The organism is uncultured Victivallis sp., from assembly GCF_944391105.1.
Classification (GTDB): Bacteria; Verrucomicrobiota; Lentisphaeria; order Victivallales; family Victivallaceae; genus Victivallis.
Window position 1 is genome coordinate 1 of record NZ_CALXSK010000003.1, and the last position, 14,535, is coordinate 14,535.

General features: G+C 59.4%; 21 protein-coding genes and 1 pseudogene. 17 read left to right on the top strand and 5 right to left on the bottom strand.

What is annotated here, in order from left to right:
• Nucleotides 1-168: 168 nt before the first annotated feature.
• The 5 genes and pseudogenes from Q0K10_RS01795 to Q0K10_RS01810 form a co-directional block, all read right to left on the bottom strand.
• The gene (locus Q0K10_RS01795) at nucleotides 169-480 is read right to left on the bottom strand and encodes a hypothetical protein (protein ID WP_294502381.1); all 312 of its coding nucleotides are present in this window, start codon (nucleotides 478-480) and stop codon (nucleotides 169-171) included.
• Between the two features lie 93 nt (nucleotides 481-573).
• Nucleotides 574-804, bottom strand: a pseudogene (locus Q0K10_RS15560) (YdaS family helix-turn-helix protein); the annotation flags it as partial.
• Nucleotides 743-1,165, bottom strand: coding sequence for a hypothetical protein (locus Q0K10_RS01800; protein WP_294502383.1), 423 nt, complete (start codon nucleotides 1,163-1,165; stop codon nucleotides 743-745). The gene Q0K10_RS01800 and the pseudogene Q0K10_RS15560, both read right to left, overlap by 62 nt.
• Before the next feature lie 25 nt (nucleotides 1,166-1,190).
• The gene (locus Q0K10_RS01805) at nucleotides 1,191-1,349 is read right to left on the bottom strand and encodes a hypothetical protein (protein ID WP_294502384.1); all 159 of its coding nucleotides are present in this window, start codon (nucleotides 1,347-1,349) and stop codon (nucleotides 1,191-1,193) included.
• A 30-nt stretch (nucleotides 1,350-1,379) separates the two neighbouring features.
• Complete coding sequence (locus tag Q0K10_RS01810; RefSeq protein WP_294502386.1) at nucleotides 1,380-1,592, bottom strand: helix-turn-helix domain-containing protein; 213 nt, start codon at nucleotides 1,590-1,592, stop codon at nucleotides 1,380-1,382.
• A gap of 151 nt (nucleotides 1,593-1,743) precedes the next feature.
• Between Q0K10_RS01810 and Q0K10_RS01815 the strand changes: the two genes are divergently transcribed.
• The 17 genes from Q0K10_RS01815 (at nucleotide 1,744) to Q0K10_RS01895 (ending at nucleotide 14,531) form a co-directional block, all read left to right on the top strand.
• Nucleotides 1,744-2,091 (top strand): helix-turn-helix transcriptional regulator, encoded by a 348-nt coding sequence (locus tag Q0K10_RS01815; RefSeq protein ID WP_294502388.1) that lies wholly within the window; start codon nucleotides 1,744-1,746, stop codon nucleotides 2,089-2,091.
• Nucleotides 2,092-2,145: 54 nt separating this feature from the next.
• A complete protein-coding gene (locus Q0K10_RS01820) occupies nucleotides 2,146-2,763 on the top strand; it encodes a hypothetical protein (protein ID WP_294502391.1) in 618 nt (205 codons plus the stop codon).
• A 614-nt stretch (nucleotides 2,764-3,377) separates the two neighbouring features.
• The gene (locus Q0K10_RS01825) at nucleotides 3,378-3,824 is read left to right on the top strand and encodes a hypothetical protein (protein WP_294502394.1); all 447 of its coding nucleotides are present in this window, start codon (nucleotides 3,378-3,380) and stop codon (nucleotides 3,822-3,824) included.
• Nucleotides 3,825-3,836: 12 nt separating this feature from the next.
• On the top strand, nucleotides 3,837-4,160 hold the full coding sequence (locus tag Q0K10_RS01830; protein WP_294502397.1) for a hypothetical protein: 324 nt from the start codon (nucleotides 3,837-3,839) through the stop codon (nucleotides 4,158-4,160).
• Nucleotides 4,161-4,172: 12 nt separating this feature from the next.
• A complete protein-coding gene (locus Q0K10_RS01835; RefSeq protein WP_294502400.1) occupies nucleotides 4,173-4,802 on the top strand; it encodes a hypothetical protein in 630 nt (209 codons plus the stop codon).
• Complete coding sequence (locus tag Q0K10_RS01840) at nucleotides 4,786-6,207, top strand: hypothetical protein (protein ID WP_294502403.1); 1,422 nt, start codon at nucleotides 4,786-4,788, stop codon at nucleotides 6,205-6,207. The genes Q0K10_RS01835 and Q0K10_RS01840 overlap by 17 nt, the downstream gene beginning before the upstream one ends.
• Nucleotides 6,182-7,747, top strand: coding sequence for a DUF935 family protein (locus Q0K10_RS01845; RefSeq protein ID WP_294502406.1), 1,566 nt, complete (start codon nucleotides 6,182-6,184; stop codon nucleotides 7,745-7,747). Before Q0K10_RS01840 ends, Q0K10_RS01845 begins: the two co-directional genes overlap by 26 nt.
• A complete protein-coding gene (locus tag Q0K10_RS01850) occupies nucleotides 7,744-9,030 on the top strand; it encodes an ADP-ribosyltransferase (protein ID WP_294502409.1) in 1,287 nt (428 codons plus the stop codon). The genes Q0K10_RS01845 and Q0K10_RS01850 overlap by 4 nt, the downstream gene beginning before the upstream one ends.
• A gap of 2 nt (nucleotides 9,031-9,032) precedes the next feature.
• Nucleotides 9,033-9,260, top strand: a complete 228-nt coding sequence (locus Q0K10_RS01855) for a hypothetical protein (RefSeq protein ID WP_294502412.1) — start codon at nucleotides 9,033-9,035, stop codon at nucleotides 9,258-9,260.
• Between the two features lie 99 nt (nucleotides 9,261-9,359).
• Nucleotides 9,360-9,953: a hypothetical protein gene (locus tag Q0K10_RS01860; protein WP_294502417.1), complete on the top strand. Its 594-nt coding sequence runs from the start codon at nucleotides 9,360-9,362 to the stop codon at nucleotides 9,951-9,953.
• 63 nt (nucleotides 9,954-10,016) lie between these two features.
• Complete coding sequence (locus Q0K10_RS01865; protein ID WP_294502421.1) at nucleotides 10,017-11,090, top strand: phage protease; 1,074 nt, start codon at nucleotides 10,017-10,019, stop codon at nucleotides 11,088-11,090.
• Nucleotide 11,091: 1 nt separating this feature from the next.
• Nucleotides 11,092-11,490: a hypothetical protein gene (locus Q0K10_RS01870; protein ID WP_294502422.1), complete on the top strand. Its 399-nt coding sequence runs from the start codon at nucleotides 11,092-11,094 to the stop codon at nucleotides 11,488-11,490.
• A gap of 16 nt (nucleotides 11,491-11,506) precedes the next feature.
• Nucleotides 11,507-12,406, top strand: a complete 900-nt coding sequence (locus tag Q0K10_RS01875; protein WP_294502424.1) for a Mu-like prophage major head subunit gpT family protein — start codon at nucleotides 11,507-11,509, stop codon at nucleotides 12,404-12,406.
• Nucleotides 12,403-12,813, top strand: a complete 411-nt coding sequence (locus tag Q0K10_RS01880; protein ID WP_294502425.1) for a phage protein Gp36 family protein — start codon at nucleotides 12,403-12,405, stop codon at nucleotides 12,811-12,813. The genes Q0K10_RS01875 and Q0K10_RS01880 overlap by 4 nt, the downstream gene beginning before the upstream one ends.
• Before the next feature lie 155 nt (nucleotides 12,814-12,968).
• Entirely contained in the window at nucleotides 12,969-13,379 is a 411-nt protein-coding gene (locus tag Q0K10_RS01885) for a hypothetical protein (RefSeq protein WP_294502426.1), read from the top strand.
• A gap of 55 nt (nucleotides 13,380-13,434) precedes the next feature.
• Nucleotides 13,435-13,782 carry a hypothetical protein gene (locus tag Q0K10_RS01890; protein ID WP_294502427.1) on the top strand — a complete coding sequence of 116 codons (348 nt, stop codon included), beginning with the start codon at nucleotides 13,435-13,437 and terminating at the stop codon, nucleotides 13,780-13,782.
• Nucleotides 13,782-14,531: a hypothetical protein gene (locus tag Q0K10_RS01895; protein WP_294502428.1), complete on the top strand. Its 750-nt coding sequence runs from the start codon at nucleotides 13,782-13,784 to the stop codon at nucleotides 14,529-14,531. The genes Q0K10_RS01890 and Q0K10_RS01895 overlap by 1 nt, the downstream gene beginning before the upstream one ends.
• The last annotated feature ends 4 nt before the right edge of the window (nucleotides 14,532-14,535 follow it).

Below are 14,535 nucleotides of genomic sequence, written 5' to 3' on the forward strand. Positions count from 1 at the left end.
CCTCCGTTTTCCGTTGTGCCATCGTGGCACAAAAATTCTGATACAGCTTCCCGACTTTCGGCAGACACACGCGGCAAACGGTCAGCTCGAACGTCGGGCGCTGCTTCGCCTCGATCCGCAGCGTGTAAAGGTTGTCCGCGCCGGGTTCCCGCCGGCAGCATTCGCATTTCATGGCTGCGCCTCCTCTCCGGTGCCATCGGCGGCACCGGCGGCTTCGGAGCCGGGAACTCCGGAGTCCCCGATGCAGGAATAGCGGCACTTGCTGTTGCATGTTTCAGTGCCGGCATACCGGCAGTTCCAGGCGCAATCATCCGCACCCCGCTCTTCGGCCGCGCAGAAATGTCTGCCGATCGCGATCTGCAACTGCTTCAACCGCCCCTGCAGCTCCGGAGGGCACTCTATTTTCGGGCGGAAGTTCAGTGTCACAATCAGTGCATCCAGCAGATGCAACGTATTCAACTGAAAATCGTCTTCACTCATTGATCCGTCTCCTGTGCTATCGTGGCACAATGTTTCCGCCGTGGTACCGGCCAAATACGGCTTGATGTGCGGAAACAGGGTTTTCCATACCTTCGGTGAAATCGATCTGACTCTGCCTTGTAAATATTTACTGATGTTCTGCGGTGAGATCCCCGTCGCTTCCGCGAATGCCTTTTGCGATCCGGCGATCTCGCACGCCCGCAGAACTGCCTGCCTGATCGTGCCGTCAAATTTCCGCATGGTTCTCACTCCCTCTCCGGTGCTATCGTGGCACAACGTCTCGTTCACGCGAACGGGCATTCGAATTCGTATCCGCGCCGCCATGCCGTTTCCTTTCGGATCCTGTCCCCGGTTCCTCCGTGGCAGTCTGAATCCGTTCCGGATGATCGATTATAATAAGATCCGGCCGGTTGCTTTTGCCCGCCTCACGTGCAATATCATCCCACGAACGCGGCCCGGCAGCGATGAACAGGCAGACTTTTTTTAACTTGAATACGGCCCGGGTTATCTCTGGCATATACTCCGTTTTGCAGGAGAATATCGGTATTCCCGCCTCAAGCCTGATCAGTTCTCGCGCCACCTCCGCTTCCGAAGCGGCCAGGCAGTAGAATAGAATACGGGTTTTCGGTTCTTCGCTGAGAATGCCGTGGATTACGGCTATATGCTTGCGAGTTTTTTCGTCCATGTTTCATTCCTCTCCCTGCGGTCGTTCACGCGAACGGGCACTCGAATTCGTATCCGCGCCGCCATGCCGTTTCCTTTCGGATCTTTGCCCCGATCCGGACACGGCCGTCCGGATCGACCGTCCAGGTCGTGACGTAACCGGGCTTCTCATTTCCCCATTCAAAGTATTTGACTCTCTTTTTCATCGGTGTTCCTCCTTGTCTTGTCTGGTGCTATCATCGTACCGCACGGGTGCGCGCTCTGGAAAACTCCATGAGATCCGCCGGACGGCATTGCAGCACCTGGGCGTAACGTTCCGCCGCATCGGCGTTGCGGATCCCCTTTTTCTCGGCAATGCAGACACATTGACGAGAAACCTGCAGCCGTCGCGCCAGCTCTGCCTGGCGGAGTCCCCGCTTTTTTCTCATATCCTGCAGTTTTGTCATCATAACCTCCATCGGAAATATCCTGTTTGTGGTTATAATACTACGATCAGGATATTTTGTCAAGCAAAAAAAGAACAATATCGCGAAATTTATTTGATATGGCGGGTTTTTGTGATATTGTGTAAAGCGAAAATATAACATACAGGATACTGCGATGATAGAAAAACTCGTTCTCGATGCGCTGAAAGAGGCGTGCGTACGGGCTGGAAATCAGCTCGAACTGGCCAATCAGTGCGGGGTTTCGCAGGGGCAGATTTCCGATTACCTGTGCGGCCGCCGCCAGATCCGCAACATGACTCTCGGGACACTCGAGAAGTTGTTTCCAGAGCTGGTTCTGACGTTCTTCCGCGATCAGGGCGGTTCCGCCGCGGATCCGGTAGAGCATGAAATCATGCGGATCGTCCACGGCATGACGCCCGCGCAGAAAACACGTTGCCTGAAGATCATCGCCGCGAACTTTCCCGATGAAATCATCAGCGAAATGAAGCAGCCGGAGGAGTGACCGCGAGCCAAATTTTGGCGAAATGCGAAGAAAAATTAAAGGGGAGGCTGGGAAATGAATTCGGAAGATGTTTTGTGGGTATTTGCTATTGCCATTGTAGCATTGGCCGTTTGGTGTTTTGTCCTGTTGACTTGGGGAACTAAAAAGCACCCGATGGAGAAAGATGAATGGTACGAACTGAAGTTCAAACGCCTGCTCGAAATGTTCTTTGCCGGGCTTATGTTCTTTTCCATCATCATGTCATTTTTGGCACTGTTACCCCGCTATGATTACGAGAGCGTCAATCAGAAGTTTGAGGATTTGAAAAACAAAATGACCGAAATCGAAAGCATACAGCAGAGAATTGATGCGCAACAGGCGGAAATGGAGAAGCGGCATTCCGAATTGGAAAATGTAATCGCAAAACGGCTGAGTCGCTATAATGACGCTGTTAATAATGAACTCAGGAAGGTGAATTTGCAATTCAATGAGATTCAAAAACAGATTATGTCCTTGCGCGACGAAATAAAAAAGGGTAAGAGCGCAACAGAGGCGCAAGAGGTGGATCGACTCATCCCTGATATTGCAGTTCCCAAGATTGAGGTCCCAAAGGTCGATGTCCCAAAGGTCGATGTCCCAAAGGTCGATGTCCCAAAGGTCGATGTCCCAAAGGTCGATGTCCCCCGCATTTGATCTTACCGGCTTGACAACCGGGGCGGGTTCGAGTATAGTAATCTTGACGCGGCGGAAGTAACGCCGCTCCCACGACCTTTCGAGGCGTGGGTTTTCAGAAAACCATCCGCTATGGTCGTAGGCGACTGCAAGCGCGGGATATCCGTTTTACCGGATATCCCGCCATATTTTTACCTGCCGCACTGTCCAGTGATTGCGTGTCACCATTTATCATGTTAATAACTAACTTGTTAGTTATTAAAAAATCCGGTTTTGTGAATAAAATCGGGTATTTCCCCCCATATATAGAGGACCTTTCATCGGGGGTTCCTTGTCTGGAGAACCGGGCGGCGCGGCCGTTCCGGTTCGTTTTTTTGCTCCCGTGGCAGAGCAGGAAAGTATGAAGTAGAAAGTATGAAGTAGAAAGTATGAAGTAGAAAGTGTACCTCTTACCTCTTGCTTTTTACCTCTTACTTTTTACCTCTTACCTCTTACCTCTTGCTTTTTACCTCTTACTTTTTACTTTTTACCTTGTTTTACACATCAGCTGTGACCGGCTTGAATGGTCGTTTCGTTTGCATGTGCGCCTTCCCGGTGCGAAAACCGGGAACCAACCCAACAATCGGAGTTTGCAAATGGATTCACTCTACAACACGCTCGTCTCGCTCCTGGGAGGCGGCCTCTCCGGCTGGATCATCGCCTCGCACCAGAAGCGGCTCGACCGGCGCGACGAGGAGGAACGCCGGAAGGCAACCGACGAGATTGAACGCATGCGAGAAGAGCGCCGCCGGGCGACCGAAACCGAAATCAGCGAGATCAAGGCAAGCCTCAAGGAGCTGTCGAAAAGCCTCAAGGCACACGCGGACGCGGACAAGGCGGACGTCATTTTGAACGAACTCAAGAACATTTCCGGCGAGCAGAGCACACAGGGCGCGATGATTACGAACATCTCCGGCGAGGTCAAGCAGCTGCTCGTCGCCGACGGCGTCCGCAAGGAGAAAATCGACAGCCTCGAACGCTACATCGTCGGGGTTGACACCTCGCTCCGGGAACACAAACGCAACCATCCGGGCGGAAAATAAGGGAGGGACAACATGAATAAATACGCCATCCGGCGCGCGATCGTCCGCGCGCTTTTCGATTTTGAAAATCCGCAGGAGTTTTCGGTCGTTCTCGGACATCATGCGGTCATTCTCGCGGCGCAGAAGCTCGCGCTCTCGAACGAGGAGATCCGCGATGTCCGGCACGAGTGGAACTATCTCATCGAAAAGGGATATTTGATTCCGATTCCCGGTTACGACGACTACTGCCGGCTCTCGGGGGATCTGCGCAGCACGATCGCCTCGGCCGATCCGCTCTCCGGCATCGACCCGCTGCGGCACGACGAACGTCTCTACGGCCCGGCCGCGCTCCGGTGAAAGGGGGATCGCATGGCGAAATCAAAAAACGGGCCGCGCTCGAATTTTTCGCTGCTCCCTTTCGAGCTGCAGTACAAGATCATCGCAATGATCCAGGACGGCGCGACGTTCGCCACGATTGCCGCCGATTCCGAGATCGCCGAAGCGTACCGCAGCCGCGGTTTGAAACTCACCGCCCCGGCCATCTCGCGCCTCAAGAAGAGCGAACAGTACAAGGCCTGGACCGATCAGCGGCTCAAAGAGCGCTCGAACTTCACCGCCGACCGGCTGACCACCGCTTTTCTGCGTGAAAACGACTCCCTCGACACGATCGCCGAGCAGACGAAGGTCGCGCTGCTGAAACTCGTTCAGGAGTGCGTCGCCGGCGCGGAGGATACGAAGGAGGTCGAACGGCTCGTCCGCAGCGCGGCGACGCTCTCGAACACCGCGAAAGACAACCAGATCGCCGATCTCCGCCGGAAACTCGAACGCGCAGACGCGGAAATCGCGGAACTCAAGGCCGAACTCGCCGAACGTGAGGTTCATTACCGCGAGGAACTCGCGAAACTCCTGAAGAGAGAGAACACCGTCGCGGATCCGGAGCGCGTCGCCGACGAACTCGCGAACATCCTGGGAGTGCGCAAACATGAATCCAGTCAATGACTATTTTCTGCCGTACCAGCGCGCGTGGATTCTCGACGATTCGCCGATGAAATTCTACGAGAAGTCGCGCCGGATCGGCATCACCTACGCGACGAGCTTCCGCGTCAACGACAAGTGCCTGCGGCGGCGCAATTTCACGCAGTGGGTGACCTCGCGCGACGAACTGACCGCGCACGAGTTCATCACGGATTACATCGCCAAGTGGGCGAAGGCGTCGAACGCCGTCTGCCGGGGACTCCTCGGCGATGATCTGCAGGTCATCGATCCCGAGCGCGGCATCCGCGCGTTCGTGGCGACCTACGAGGCGACCGGCAGCCGCGTCGTCTCGCTCTCGAGCACGCCGGAGGCGTTCGCCGGCAAGGGCGGCGACGTCCTCATCGACGAGGCCGACCTGCACAAGGATTCCGGGCGCGTCATCGATATGGCGCTGCCCTGCACGACCTGGGGCGGGCAGCTCGAAGTCCTCTCCGCGCTGAGCGTGGACGGCGGGCCGAACACCCCGTTCTGCAAAATGGGGCGCGACATCCTCGAAAACGGCAACCCGATGGGGTGGAGTTTTCACCGCACGACGATCGTCGACGCGGTCGAACAGGGGTTCGTCGAGAAACTCAACGAGGTGACCGGTCAGCACTACACCCGCGACGCCTGGCTCGCGATGATGCGCGCGAAATGCCGCACCGAGGAGGCGTGGCAGACGCAGTACATGATTCAGCCGTCGAGCGACGGCGCGGCGCTGCTCTCGTATGAGCTGATCTCCGGGTGCGAGATTCCGCGTTCGGAGTGCCGCGACAGCGGCCAGGGGCTGCTTTTCGGCGGATACGACGTCGGCCGCAAAAAAGACCTCGGCGTTTATTTCGAGCTCGAACTTGTCGGAGACGTGCTCCGGCAGACGGAGTACCGGGTGTTTGACCGCGCGCCGTTCCGGGTGCAGAGCGAGTATCTCTACTCGCGGCTGAACAACCCGCGGCTCGCGCGGCTGTGCATCGATTCGACCGGCATGGGCATGATGCTGGCCGAATACGCGCAGGACCGGTTCGGGAAGTACCGGGTCGAGGCGGTGAATTTTTCGGGGCCGGTGAAAGCCGAGCTTGCGATGCCGCTTCGCGCCAGTTTCGAGGATCGCACGATCCGGATCGCGTCGGATCCGGAGATCCGCGAGGATCTTCACAAGATCCGCAAGACCACGACGGCGGCCGGCAACGTCCGCTACGAGGGCGAACGCGACGAAAACGGCCACAGCGACCGCTTCTGGGCGCTGGCGCTCGCCCGGCACGCGAAAGGCGACTCCGCCGGGCCGTGCCGGTTTGAATCGTGCGGATCGCGGACGCGGGACACCATTTTGAACGATAATTTCAACAATCCGAAACGGGTGATCGAACATGAAATACCAAGCTGGCCGTGTTAGACGGCAACGTGCGCGCAGCACGATTCCCGCCCGGCGGGTGGTCATCACGCCGGAGGATCGCTATCGTTACAGTACGCCTGCGAGCTACACCCCGGCGCGGCTTTACGCGCTGTTCCAGGCGGCGAACTCGGGGGACATCGAGCAGCTCTGCCTCTGCGGGCGCGAGATCCTCGAACGCAACTGGGATATTCAGGGCGCGATGGATCAGCGCGCGGACGCTCTCTGCGGCGTCGGCTGGGAAATCCTGCCGGGCGGCCCCGGAGAGGCCGCGAAACAGGCCGCGGAGGGGTTTGCCGCGGCGCTCGACGAGACCGGGCTCTCGCTCGGATTCACCGATCGGCCCGAGACGTTCCAGGAGCTGCTGCGCAATCTGCTCGACGGCGTGATTCTGCCCTTTTCCGCGGCGGAAATCGTCTGGAAAGAGGGGGGCGCGATCGAGGGGTTTCAGACCATCGAGCCGCACTGCTTCACGCTGCGCGACAGCATGGTTCCGCGCCTCGTGACGGACGAATATCCGGACGGGATGGAGCTCGTTCCGGATCAGTTCATCATTCACCAGCACCGGCGGCGGCCGGATCCGGCGCGCGGCGGCAAAATCCGGGTGCTGGCCTGGCTGCACTGCCTGCAGAACTGGCCGCTCAAAGACCTGTTCAGCTTCATCGAGCGGTTCGGCATGCCGTTCGTCGTCGCCCGCGTCGACCAGAACACCTGGGAGAACGAGCGCGAGGTGCTGCAGCGGATCATCCGCTCCTTCGGGCCGGACGGCGGCGGCGTTTTCACGAATTCGACCGAGATCCAGCTGCTCAACGCGGCAAACACCGGCGGCGACAACGTCTATTTCCGGGCGCTGGAGTTCTGCCACGACGCGATTTACACGCTGCTGGTCGGGCAGCTCGCTTCGAGCGGCGACTCCGCCGGGATGAGCAACGGCGACGCGCAATCGGCCGTCCGGCAGGACATCCTCGAAGCGGACGCCCGCGCGATCGAATCGACGATCCGCGCGCAGATCGCCGCTCCGTGGACGCGGTTCCAGTTCGGCGACGGCGTGCCGGTGCCGAAAATCCATTTCAAGGTCGAGCCGCCGGAGGACGAAAAGGCGACCGCCGACAAACTGCTCGTCCGTGCGCAGACCATTCAGACGCTCACCTCCTCCGGATTCATTCCGGAACTCGAGGAAGTCTCGAAAATCTTCTCTCTGCCGATGCGTTATGAGCCGCCGCAGACGGGATTCGGGCAGCAGGGCTCGCTCGGCCTGGCGACGGAGGTTCCGGAGAAAAACGATATCGGACTCAGTGCGGACAAGTCGGACAAGTCGGACAAGTCGGACCTGTCAGACCTGTCGGATGCGTTGACCGAATGGCTCGGGCCGCTGGCGGCGGAACTCAATCAGCTCTCCGCGGATACGGAGATTTCCGACGAGGAGTTCTCGCGGCGTCTCTCCGCCTGTGCGGAGGGGAGGAAAAACGGTTCAACCGGGAAACTCGAAACGTTTCTCGAGGGGCAGATCTATGACGGCATGGCACGGGGAATGACATCATGACCTACGACGAGGCGAATGAATTCATCAAAAACCGGACGTCCAAACTCACCGGGATGGGTTCGCGCGGAATTTCGCGGCGGGTTCCGCCGAAGATCCGGGCGCACTGCTTTTTCAGCGCGCGGGTGGCGGATGCGCGGGTGCTCGAAAAGATCCGCGAGATCTCGGATGCGTTCAGCGCCGGAAGAATCAGTCAGTCGGAAGCGCGGAATCAGCTCCGGACATGGCTCCGGGGGAATGGTCGGGACGACGGCACGGCGAGTGTCCGCAACCTCGGCAGCAAAGCGCGGGTCGACCTCATCCTGACGCAGAACAAGCGCATGGCGGTCGCGGTCGGGAAGTACGCGAAAGACCGCGATCCGGCGGTCGAGGCGCGTTTCCCGAGCTGGGTTTACCACTGCGGACGCAATCCGAGGCCCGATCACAAGGCGCTCGACGGCAAGGTGTTTTTGAAGAGCGACCCGATCTGGCACAAGATTTTCCCGCCCTGGGAATTCAACTGCAACTGCTGGGTCGAGAACTCGGACAAGACGCCGTCCGGCGGGGTCTCCGCCGCGCAGATCCAGCCTCCGGCGAGCGGCTATCAGTTCGACCCGGCGGATGCGTTCGAGGATTACAAGGTCGACAACTATGATTTCGATCATCCGGATCCGCCGTCGGTTCAGCGGGCGCGGGTCGAGGCAAAAGAGCTCGAACGCGAGGAGCTCAAACGGATGTACCGCGATGTGGAGAACCGCCAGCCTGGAATCATCGCCCAGGCTGACGACTTCTGGGACGATCTCTCGCAGGAGGAGCGCGACGTCATCACGCGCTACACTGCGAGCGACGAACTCGACCTCAATCGGGCCAGCCGCGGCATCGAGGATATGACCGATGAGCGTTCGGACGAGATGGATCGATTGTCGAACGTTCTGGAAAAGGCGCCGAAATACACCGGCGGGAGCGTTTACCGCTGCATCAACCTGCCGTCGGAGGAGCAGTTCAATTTGCTGAAAGACAATTTGAGCAGCAGTATTTTCGGGCTGAAAGGATTCAACTCGACATCGGTAAGTATGGATTCCGCAAGGCAGTATGCCAATCCGAAGGCGGATTACAAGATCATGTTTCATGTGGTTCGGAGCCGCAGCGGGGCGTTCATCGGGCAGCACTCCTGGATCAATACGGACAAAGAGGTGCTTTTTGACCGGAAATGCAAATTCCGCGCTTTACAACCGTGGGAACCGGGTTATATTAAAGAGGACGTCGTAAACGACGGATTCCGTCATATAGCCATTGTGGAGGTGTGAAAATGCAGGAAGAGTGGTATGAACCGACGCGAAGGGATAAACTTCGTGCCGCTGCGTTTGCCTCCACGCCCGCAGGCCGTCGAGCGCATGAGCGAGACCACGAATTGAACATGAGATGTATCGACTGGAGAGTCAGGAATGAAGGCTTTGTTCCGTCTCCGGAGACCATGAAATCATACGAAGAGTGGCTGGCGAAGCATCCGGAACTCTACAAGAATCCGCACAAGTAATCCCTGAATAAAAACCGGGCTCGTCGAAGCCCTGTATCGTACACGCTGGTGAAATACCCCGCGTGTTTTTTCGTGTCTTTTTTTGCAGGAGGGGGGGGTATGAAAATCCGCTTTTCCGTCGATCTGCGCGAGTTGCTCGACGCAGAGGCGAAAATGGCGCTGGAGTCCCGGCTCCCCGAATTCGCCGCGAAAACGCTCGAGGTATCATTGCGCGATCGCGCGGAGAGCAACGCCAGGAGCAAGATCGGCAACGGCGGGTTCGGCCAGGAACTCGCCGAGGGGATCCGCACTCGATCAGACGGCGCGGAGGTCGTCATCGATCACGTCAGCAACGACACAAACCATCTCGCGCAGCATGTGCACGAGGGGGGCGTCATCCGGCCGCGAAACAGCCGGTTTCTCGCAATCCCGATTGATCGTTCCGTCAAGGGCGAATACGCCAGGCTCCACAGCTGGAACACCGCCGACGGCAGGCCGCTGTTCATCCGGAAAAAGGAGGACGGCCCGAACGGACGCGCTTATCTCGCGGAACCGAGAGGCAAGCGGGCAAAACCGAAATTCCTCTATGTCCTCGTCCGTCAGACGAAGCCGCAGAAGCCGCGTCCCTGGTGGCCGACCGACGAGGAGTTCACGGAACTGACCGGGCGCGAACTGGAGTGGTGGCTCAAGTACACGCTCCCGCAAACGATTTAAAATCAGGTCTGACTTGTCGGACCAGTCGGACTTGTCGGACATTTTCTAACGAAAGGTTTACACATGAACTGGATCGCTTTAACTTCGGAGGGCGTCGACGTCCGGCGTGACGAACAGGGCGTCCCGGTCGAGTGGACGCTGCTGCGGATCGGCGACAACCCGATCTGCCAGGAGGGAGAGGACGGCAACATCAGCATCTCCCCCGAACAGATGAACGCGATCGTCGAGTATTTCGAGAAAAAAGGCGAGGAGATCCCGATCGACTCCGAGCATTACCTCTACGAACTCGCGAACAAGAACAAAGTTGACGAATCCGAGGCGCTTAAATTGTTTCCCGGCGGGGTCGCCGCTCTCGGCTTCGGTCAGCTCAAACTCGTTGGAAACGCGCTCCGGATCCGCGTCAAGTGGACGCCGACCGCATACAAGTTTCTGAAAGAGAAGATTTACAAATATTTTTCTCCGAGCCTGCGGGGGCTGGAAAACGGGCCGCTCCGGGTCACCTCGGTCGCCATGACCAACACTCCCGCGATCAACAACCTGGATGCTCTCGCGGCATCCGCAAACAAACGGCCCGCAACGGGCGGAAAGGGTGAAATGAGCAAACTCGAAAAAGCGCTCAAGAGGCTGCTCGGCCGCGATTCGATCGCGCTCGAAGCGGAGACGGATGAAACGAAAAAAGACCAGATCGCCTGCGAGGTCGAGGAGAAAGCCTCCCTCATCGAACAGGTCAAGCAGCTGCTCGGCCTGGAACCGGCCGCCACGCTCGACGAGGTGATCGCCGCGCTGAAAGCCGAAGTCGACAAGGCGAAAACCGCCGACGAGAAGCAGGAGAAGCTCGACGAACTCGCCGCGAGCGCCGAAAAAGCCGAACACGCCCGCCAGGTCGCCCGCGGCCGCGCCGAGGGAAAGATCGTCGAAGCTGACATGGAGTATGTGAACAGCCTCGACAGCAAGGCGCTCAAGGCTCACCTTGACCACACGGCGCGCAAGGTTCCGCTCGCGCGGGTTCCCGCGCCGGCGCGCAGATCCGACTCGACCGCGCTCTCCGCCGTTGACCGCGTCGCGATCGACTGCCTGCGCAACGCCGGGATCGAAAACGCCGAATCCGAATACCTGAAACAGAAGAAAGGAGAATAACATGGCTGCTCTCACTGAACCCAGGAACACCCGCGAACTGCACGTCGGTGCGGTTCATTACAGCTACGAGCGCGTGGTCGCCGCGGACGCGACCGTGTTCGCCGGCGCGCTTGCCGCGCAGGATGCGTCCGGAAACGCGGTTCCCGCCTCCGACGCCGCCGGACTGGTCGTTCTCGGCCGCGCCGAGGCGACGGTCTCCGCGGGGGACGTGCTGGTGATCCGCCGCGGCGCGTTCCTGTTCGACAACGGCACGAGCACCGAGGCGCTCACCGTCGCGGACATCGGCGCGGATTGCTATGTCGTCGACGATCAGACGGTCGGCAAGCTCGGCGGAACCAACAGAGTCAAAGCGGGCAAGGTGCTCGACGTAACCGATGACGGCGTCGCCGTCCTCATCTGAAGAAAGGGGAAATTTCATGAATCTTACGACTGAAAAATTTGCCGCCATGCGGATCGCCTACGACATGGCGTTCAAGGCCGCGTTCAAGGCCGCTCCGACGGTTTACGAACAGTTCACGATGATCGTCGGAGACTCCGCGCACACGACCGTCAAACTGCCGTTCATGGAGCAGTTCGCCTGCATGAGAAAGTGGCTCGGCCCGCGGCAGATCAAGAACCTCGAAGGCAAGATGATCACGATGACCGAAAATGCCTACGAGGAGACGGTCGGCATCAAATCGCGCGAAATCGAGACCGACAACTGGGGCATGTATCTGCCGAGCATTCAGCAGATGGCGGTCTCCGGCAAGGCGCTGTGGGATCAGCTCGCGATCGACGCGCTGCTCTCTCCCGCCGCCTGGATCGACAAGAAGGCGTTTTTCGCCACCGACCGGAAGTACGGCAAGTCGACGATCTGCAACAAGACCACCACGGCGCTCTCCGCCGCGAGTTTCAAGCTCGCGCGGCAGACGATGCTCGCTTATGCCGGGCACGCGGGAGAACCGATCGCGGTCAGCCCCGACACGCTGATGGTCGGCCCCGCGCTCGAATTCACGGCGCGTGACATCCTCGAGAACGATTTCGAGCTCGATTCCTCCGGCAAGATCGCGGTTCGCAACACCTGCAAAGGCCTGGCGAAACTCATTGTCAATCCGCGCATCACCGGCGACTGCGCGAACTACTGGTTCCTGATGAGCTGCTCCGGCCCGATCAAGCCGGTCGCCGTCCAGAAGTCGAAGGAAGCGACGCTGGTGAGCAAGAACCGGCCGGACGACGAGGGGGTGTTTATGGAGGACATGGCCATTTTCGGCACGAGCGCCTACGGCTCCGCCGCGGCTGCGTTCCCGCACCTCGTCTACGGCGGAATCGTCGAATGATGAGTTACGCTACGCCCTCCGAGCTGCGCGCCCGGCTCGGTGCAACGATTTTCGCGGAGATCTATCCGGAGGAGACGGACGCCTCGCCGGATCTTGAGAGTTCCGCGGCGGAGATCGACGGTGCGATCGCCTCCCGTTACCGGCTGCCGGTCACGGGAGAACGGTCGCTCGCGCTGCTGCGCGACTGGACGCTCACGCTCACCGAGGAGCGCGCCTACGCCCGCGCCGCCGGCAGCACGTTCGCGGAAAAGGTCAAGGAGCGCGTCGCCCAGGTGCGCAAATATCTCGAGTTGATCCGCACAGGGGGATTCAAATTCCCCGACGCCGAGGAGCGGAACGAGGGCTCCGTGGCATTTGCCACCGTCCGCGAACCGGTGTTCGGCCGCGAGAACATGAAAGGATTCTAATCTCCCCGAAAAGTGGCCACCCTTCGGCCACGGGCCTCGGGTCCGCTTCGCGGCTCCGGGTACTTTTCGGGGGCCCCGCTCTCCGGGTCTCCGTGCGGCTTCGCCGTACTCGACCCTGCGAGAAAGGTTTTTAACCAGTCGGACGAGGAGATTTCATGAAACTGCAGGAACTCGCCGGGGAGCTGCGAACGCAGCTCCTCGAATTTTTTCAGACCGTCCGGATCACGGCGATTCAGAACGCGGATCAGTTCCTCGCAGAACTCGCCGCGATCAATCCGGATAAACTCCCCGGCGTGCTCATCGTCTACGAGAGCACCATGTTCAGCGCGACGAATACGATCCGGGATGAGCGTTTGACGCTCGTTCTCATCGACCGGTTCCGCGCGAACAGCGACGACCGGGCGCTGCAGCTGTTCACCGCACTCGAACAGCTGCTCGAACTCTTCCCGCCGGAGGGACGGATGATCGAGGAGGTTTTCGTGCGTCCGGAGGACGTGCAGGCCTCGTCCCCTTCGGCGGATTTCGCAGCGGTGGCGCTGGGATTAATCATTTCGCAGGGGATTTAACCTGTCGGACAAGTCGGACTTGTCGGACTTGTCCGGCTATATTCAGGAGTTTAATATGAGCGACAAAATTGTTTTCGGCCTCGCGACCTACAAAAACGCGGTCGCCGGGCTGCATCTCCAGACAGTCACCTACGGCGAGAGCGCCTCCAGCGCGGAGGCGACCGACGAGGACGGCTACATCGAACAGATCGATGTCTACGGCAAAAAGCGGACGATCCAGTGCGAGGGCAATGTGACGGTTGACGCTGATCTCTCCGCCCTCACCGTGGGGGGAAGCCTGACCGTGGACAGCAAGGATTACAAAATCGATTCCGTCTCGATCAAGGAAGCGGTCAACGGACACAAGACCGCCTCCATCAGCGGCTCCGCGCCGATGGAGAAACCCGCTGACCTCGGAGGCTGATGATGCGCAGAACTCCGGAGGAACTCCGCCTGCTCGCGACTCCGGAGTTCTCGCGGCTCCTCGCGACGGATCCCGAGCTCATCCGGCTGGAGGCGGAGAAATACGATAAAAACGGCGAGACACGGCTTCTGCTGGAACTTATGGGTCTCGGCGACTTCCGCATCGGGAAACTGCCGATCCGGCCCCTGACGGCCGCGAAATGGGCGTTTCTGTGGATGCTGGAGAACCGGTACGCGACCGGCGGCGAGATCCGGGTGATCGACAACGACGTCGCGCTCTATGTGCTCTCGCTCTACGACCTGCGGGATCTGCGGCGGGAGGGCGGCGCGCTGTGGGAGATTCCGGGGCGGGCGTCCGGTTACGCCGACGCGACCGGGCTGGAGTTCCGCGAGCTCTGCCGCGAACTGGTCTGCTGGCGTGATTCCGCGTTCCGTCCGCTCGAACTCATGCCGCCGGCGGAGCAGGCGGAGGAGTCGCCGCGGTTCGACGCGCAATGGCTGACCAGGATCTGCGCGATCGCCGCGCACGAATGCAACGAGACGCTCGAGCGCGTGATGTTCGAGCGGACGCTCTCGACGGTATGCTGTCTCTTTGTGAACTACGCGCAGCGCCAGAGCGCCGAGCCGCACCGCTTCCGCCGCCGCCCGAACGAAAAACTCGCCGCGAAAATTTCCGCGAGGATCGATCAGCTCTCGGAAGAGTTTCTGTCGGACAAGTCGGACCAGTCGAACCGGTCCGACAACCAATGAGGAA

Excerpts from the sequence above, each read along its gene's own strand:
- Q0K10_RS01840 (WP_294502403.1), top strand. The coding sequence starts at position 4,786 with ATGAATCCAGTCAATGACTATTTTCTGCCGTACCAGCGCGCGTGGATT.
- Q0K10_RS01870 (WP_294502422.1), top strand. The coding sequence starts at position 11,092 with ATGGCTGCTCTCACTGAACCCAGGAACACCCGCGAACTGCACGTCGGT.
- Q0K10_RS01885 (WP_294502426.1), top strand. The coding sequence starts at position 12,969 with ATGAAACTGCAGGAACTCGCCGGGGAGCTGCGAACGCAGCTCCTCGAA.
- Q0K10_RS01860 (WP_294502417.1), top strand. The coding sequence starts at position 9,360 with ATGAAAATCCGCTTTTCCGTCGATCTGCGCGAGTTGCTCGACGCAGAG.
- Q0K10_RS01845 (WP_294502406.1), top strand. The coding sequence starts at position 6,182 with ATGAAATACCAAGCTGGCCGTGTTAGACGGCAACGTGCGCGCAGCACG.
- Q0K10_RS01795 (WP_294502381.1), bottom strand. The coding sequence starts at position 480 with ATGAGTGAAGACGATTTTCAGTTGAATACGTTGCATCTGCTGGATGCA.
- Q0K10_RS01850 (WP_294502409.1), top strand. The coding sequence starts at position 7,744 with ATGACCTACGACGAGGCGAATGAATTCATCAAAAACCGGACGTCCAAA.
- Q0K10_RS01875 (WP_294502424.1), top strand. The coding sequence starts at position 11,507 with ATGAATCTTACGACTGAAAAATTTGCCGCCATGCGGATCGCCTACGAC.
- Q0K10_RS01890 (WP_294502427.1), top strand. The coding sequence starts at position 13,435 with ATGAGCGACAAAATTGTTTTCGGCCTCGCGACCTACAAAAACGCGGTC.
- Q0K10_RS01810 (WP_294502386.1), bottom strand. The coding sequence starts at position 1,592 with ATGATGACAAAACTGCAGGATATGAGAAAAAAGCGGGGACTCCGCCAG.
- Q0K10_RS01855 (WP_294502412.1), top strand. The coding sequence starts at position 9,033 with ATGCAGGAAGAGTGGTATGAACCGACGCGAAGGGATAAACTTCGTGCC.
- Q0K10_RS01865 (WP_294502421.1), top strand. The coding sequence starts at position 10,017 with ATGAACTGGATCGCTTTAACTTCGGAGGGCGTCGACGTCCGGCGTGAC.
- Q0K10_RS01800 (WP_294502383.1), bottom strand. The coding sequence starts at position 1,165 with ATGGACGAAAAAACTCGCAAGCATATAGCCGTAATCCACGGCATTCTC.
- Q0K10_RS01830 (WP_294502397.1), top strand. The coding sequence starts at position 3,837 with ATGAATAAATACGCCATCCGGCGCGCGATCGTCCGCGCGCTTTTCGAT.
- Q0K10_RS01895 (WP_294502428.1), top strand. The coding sequence starts at position 13,782 with ATGATGCGCAGAACTCCGGAGGAACTCCGCCTGCTCGCGACTCCGGAG.
- Q0K10_RS01805 (WP_294502384.1), bottom strand. The coding sequence starts at position 1,349 with ATGAAAAAGAGAGTCAAATACTTTGAATGGGGAAATGAGAAGCCCGGT.
- Q0K10_RS01820 (WP_294502391.1), top strand. The coding sequence starts at position 2,146 with ATGAATTCGGAAGATGTTTTGTGGGTATTTGCTATTGCCATTGTAGCA.
- Q0K10_RS01815 (WP_294502388.1), top strand. The coding sequence starts at position 1,744 with ATGATAGAAAAACTCGTTCTCGATGCGCTGAAAGAGGCGTGCGTACGG.
- Q0K10_RS01825 (WP_294502394.1), top strand. The coding sequence starts at position 3,378 with ATGGATTCACTCTACAACACGCTCGTCTCGCTCCTGGGAGGCGGCCTC.
- Q0K10_RS01835 (WP_294502400.1), top strand. The coding sequence starts at position 4,173 with ATGGCGAAATCAAAAAACGGGCCGCGCTCGAATTTTTCGCTGCTCCCT.
- Q0K10_RS01880 (WP_294502425.1), top strand. The coding sequence starts at position 12,403 with ATGATGAGTTACGCTACGCCCTCCGAGCTGCGCGCCCGGCTCGGTGCA.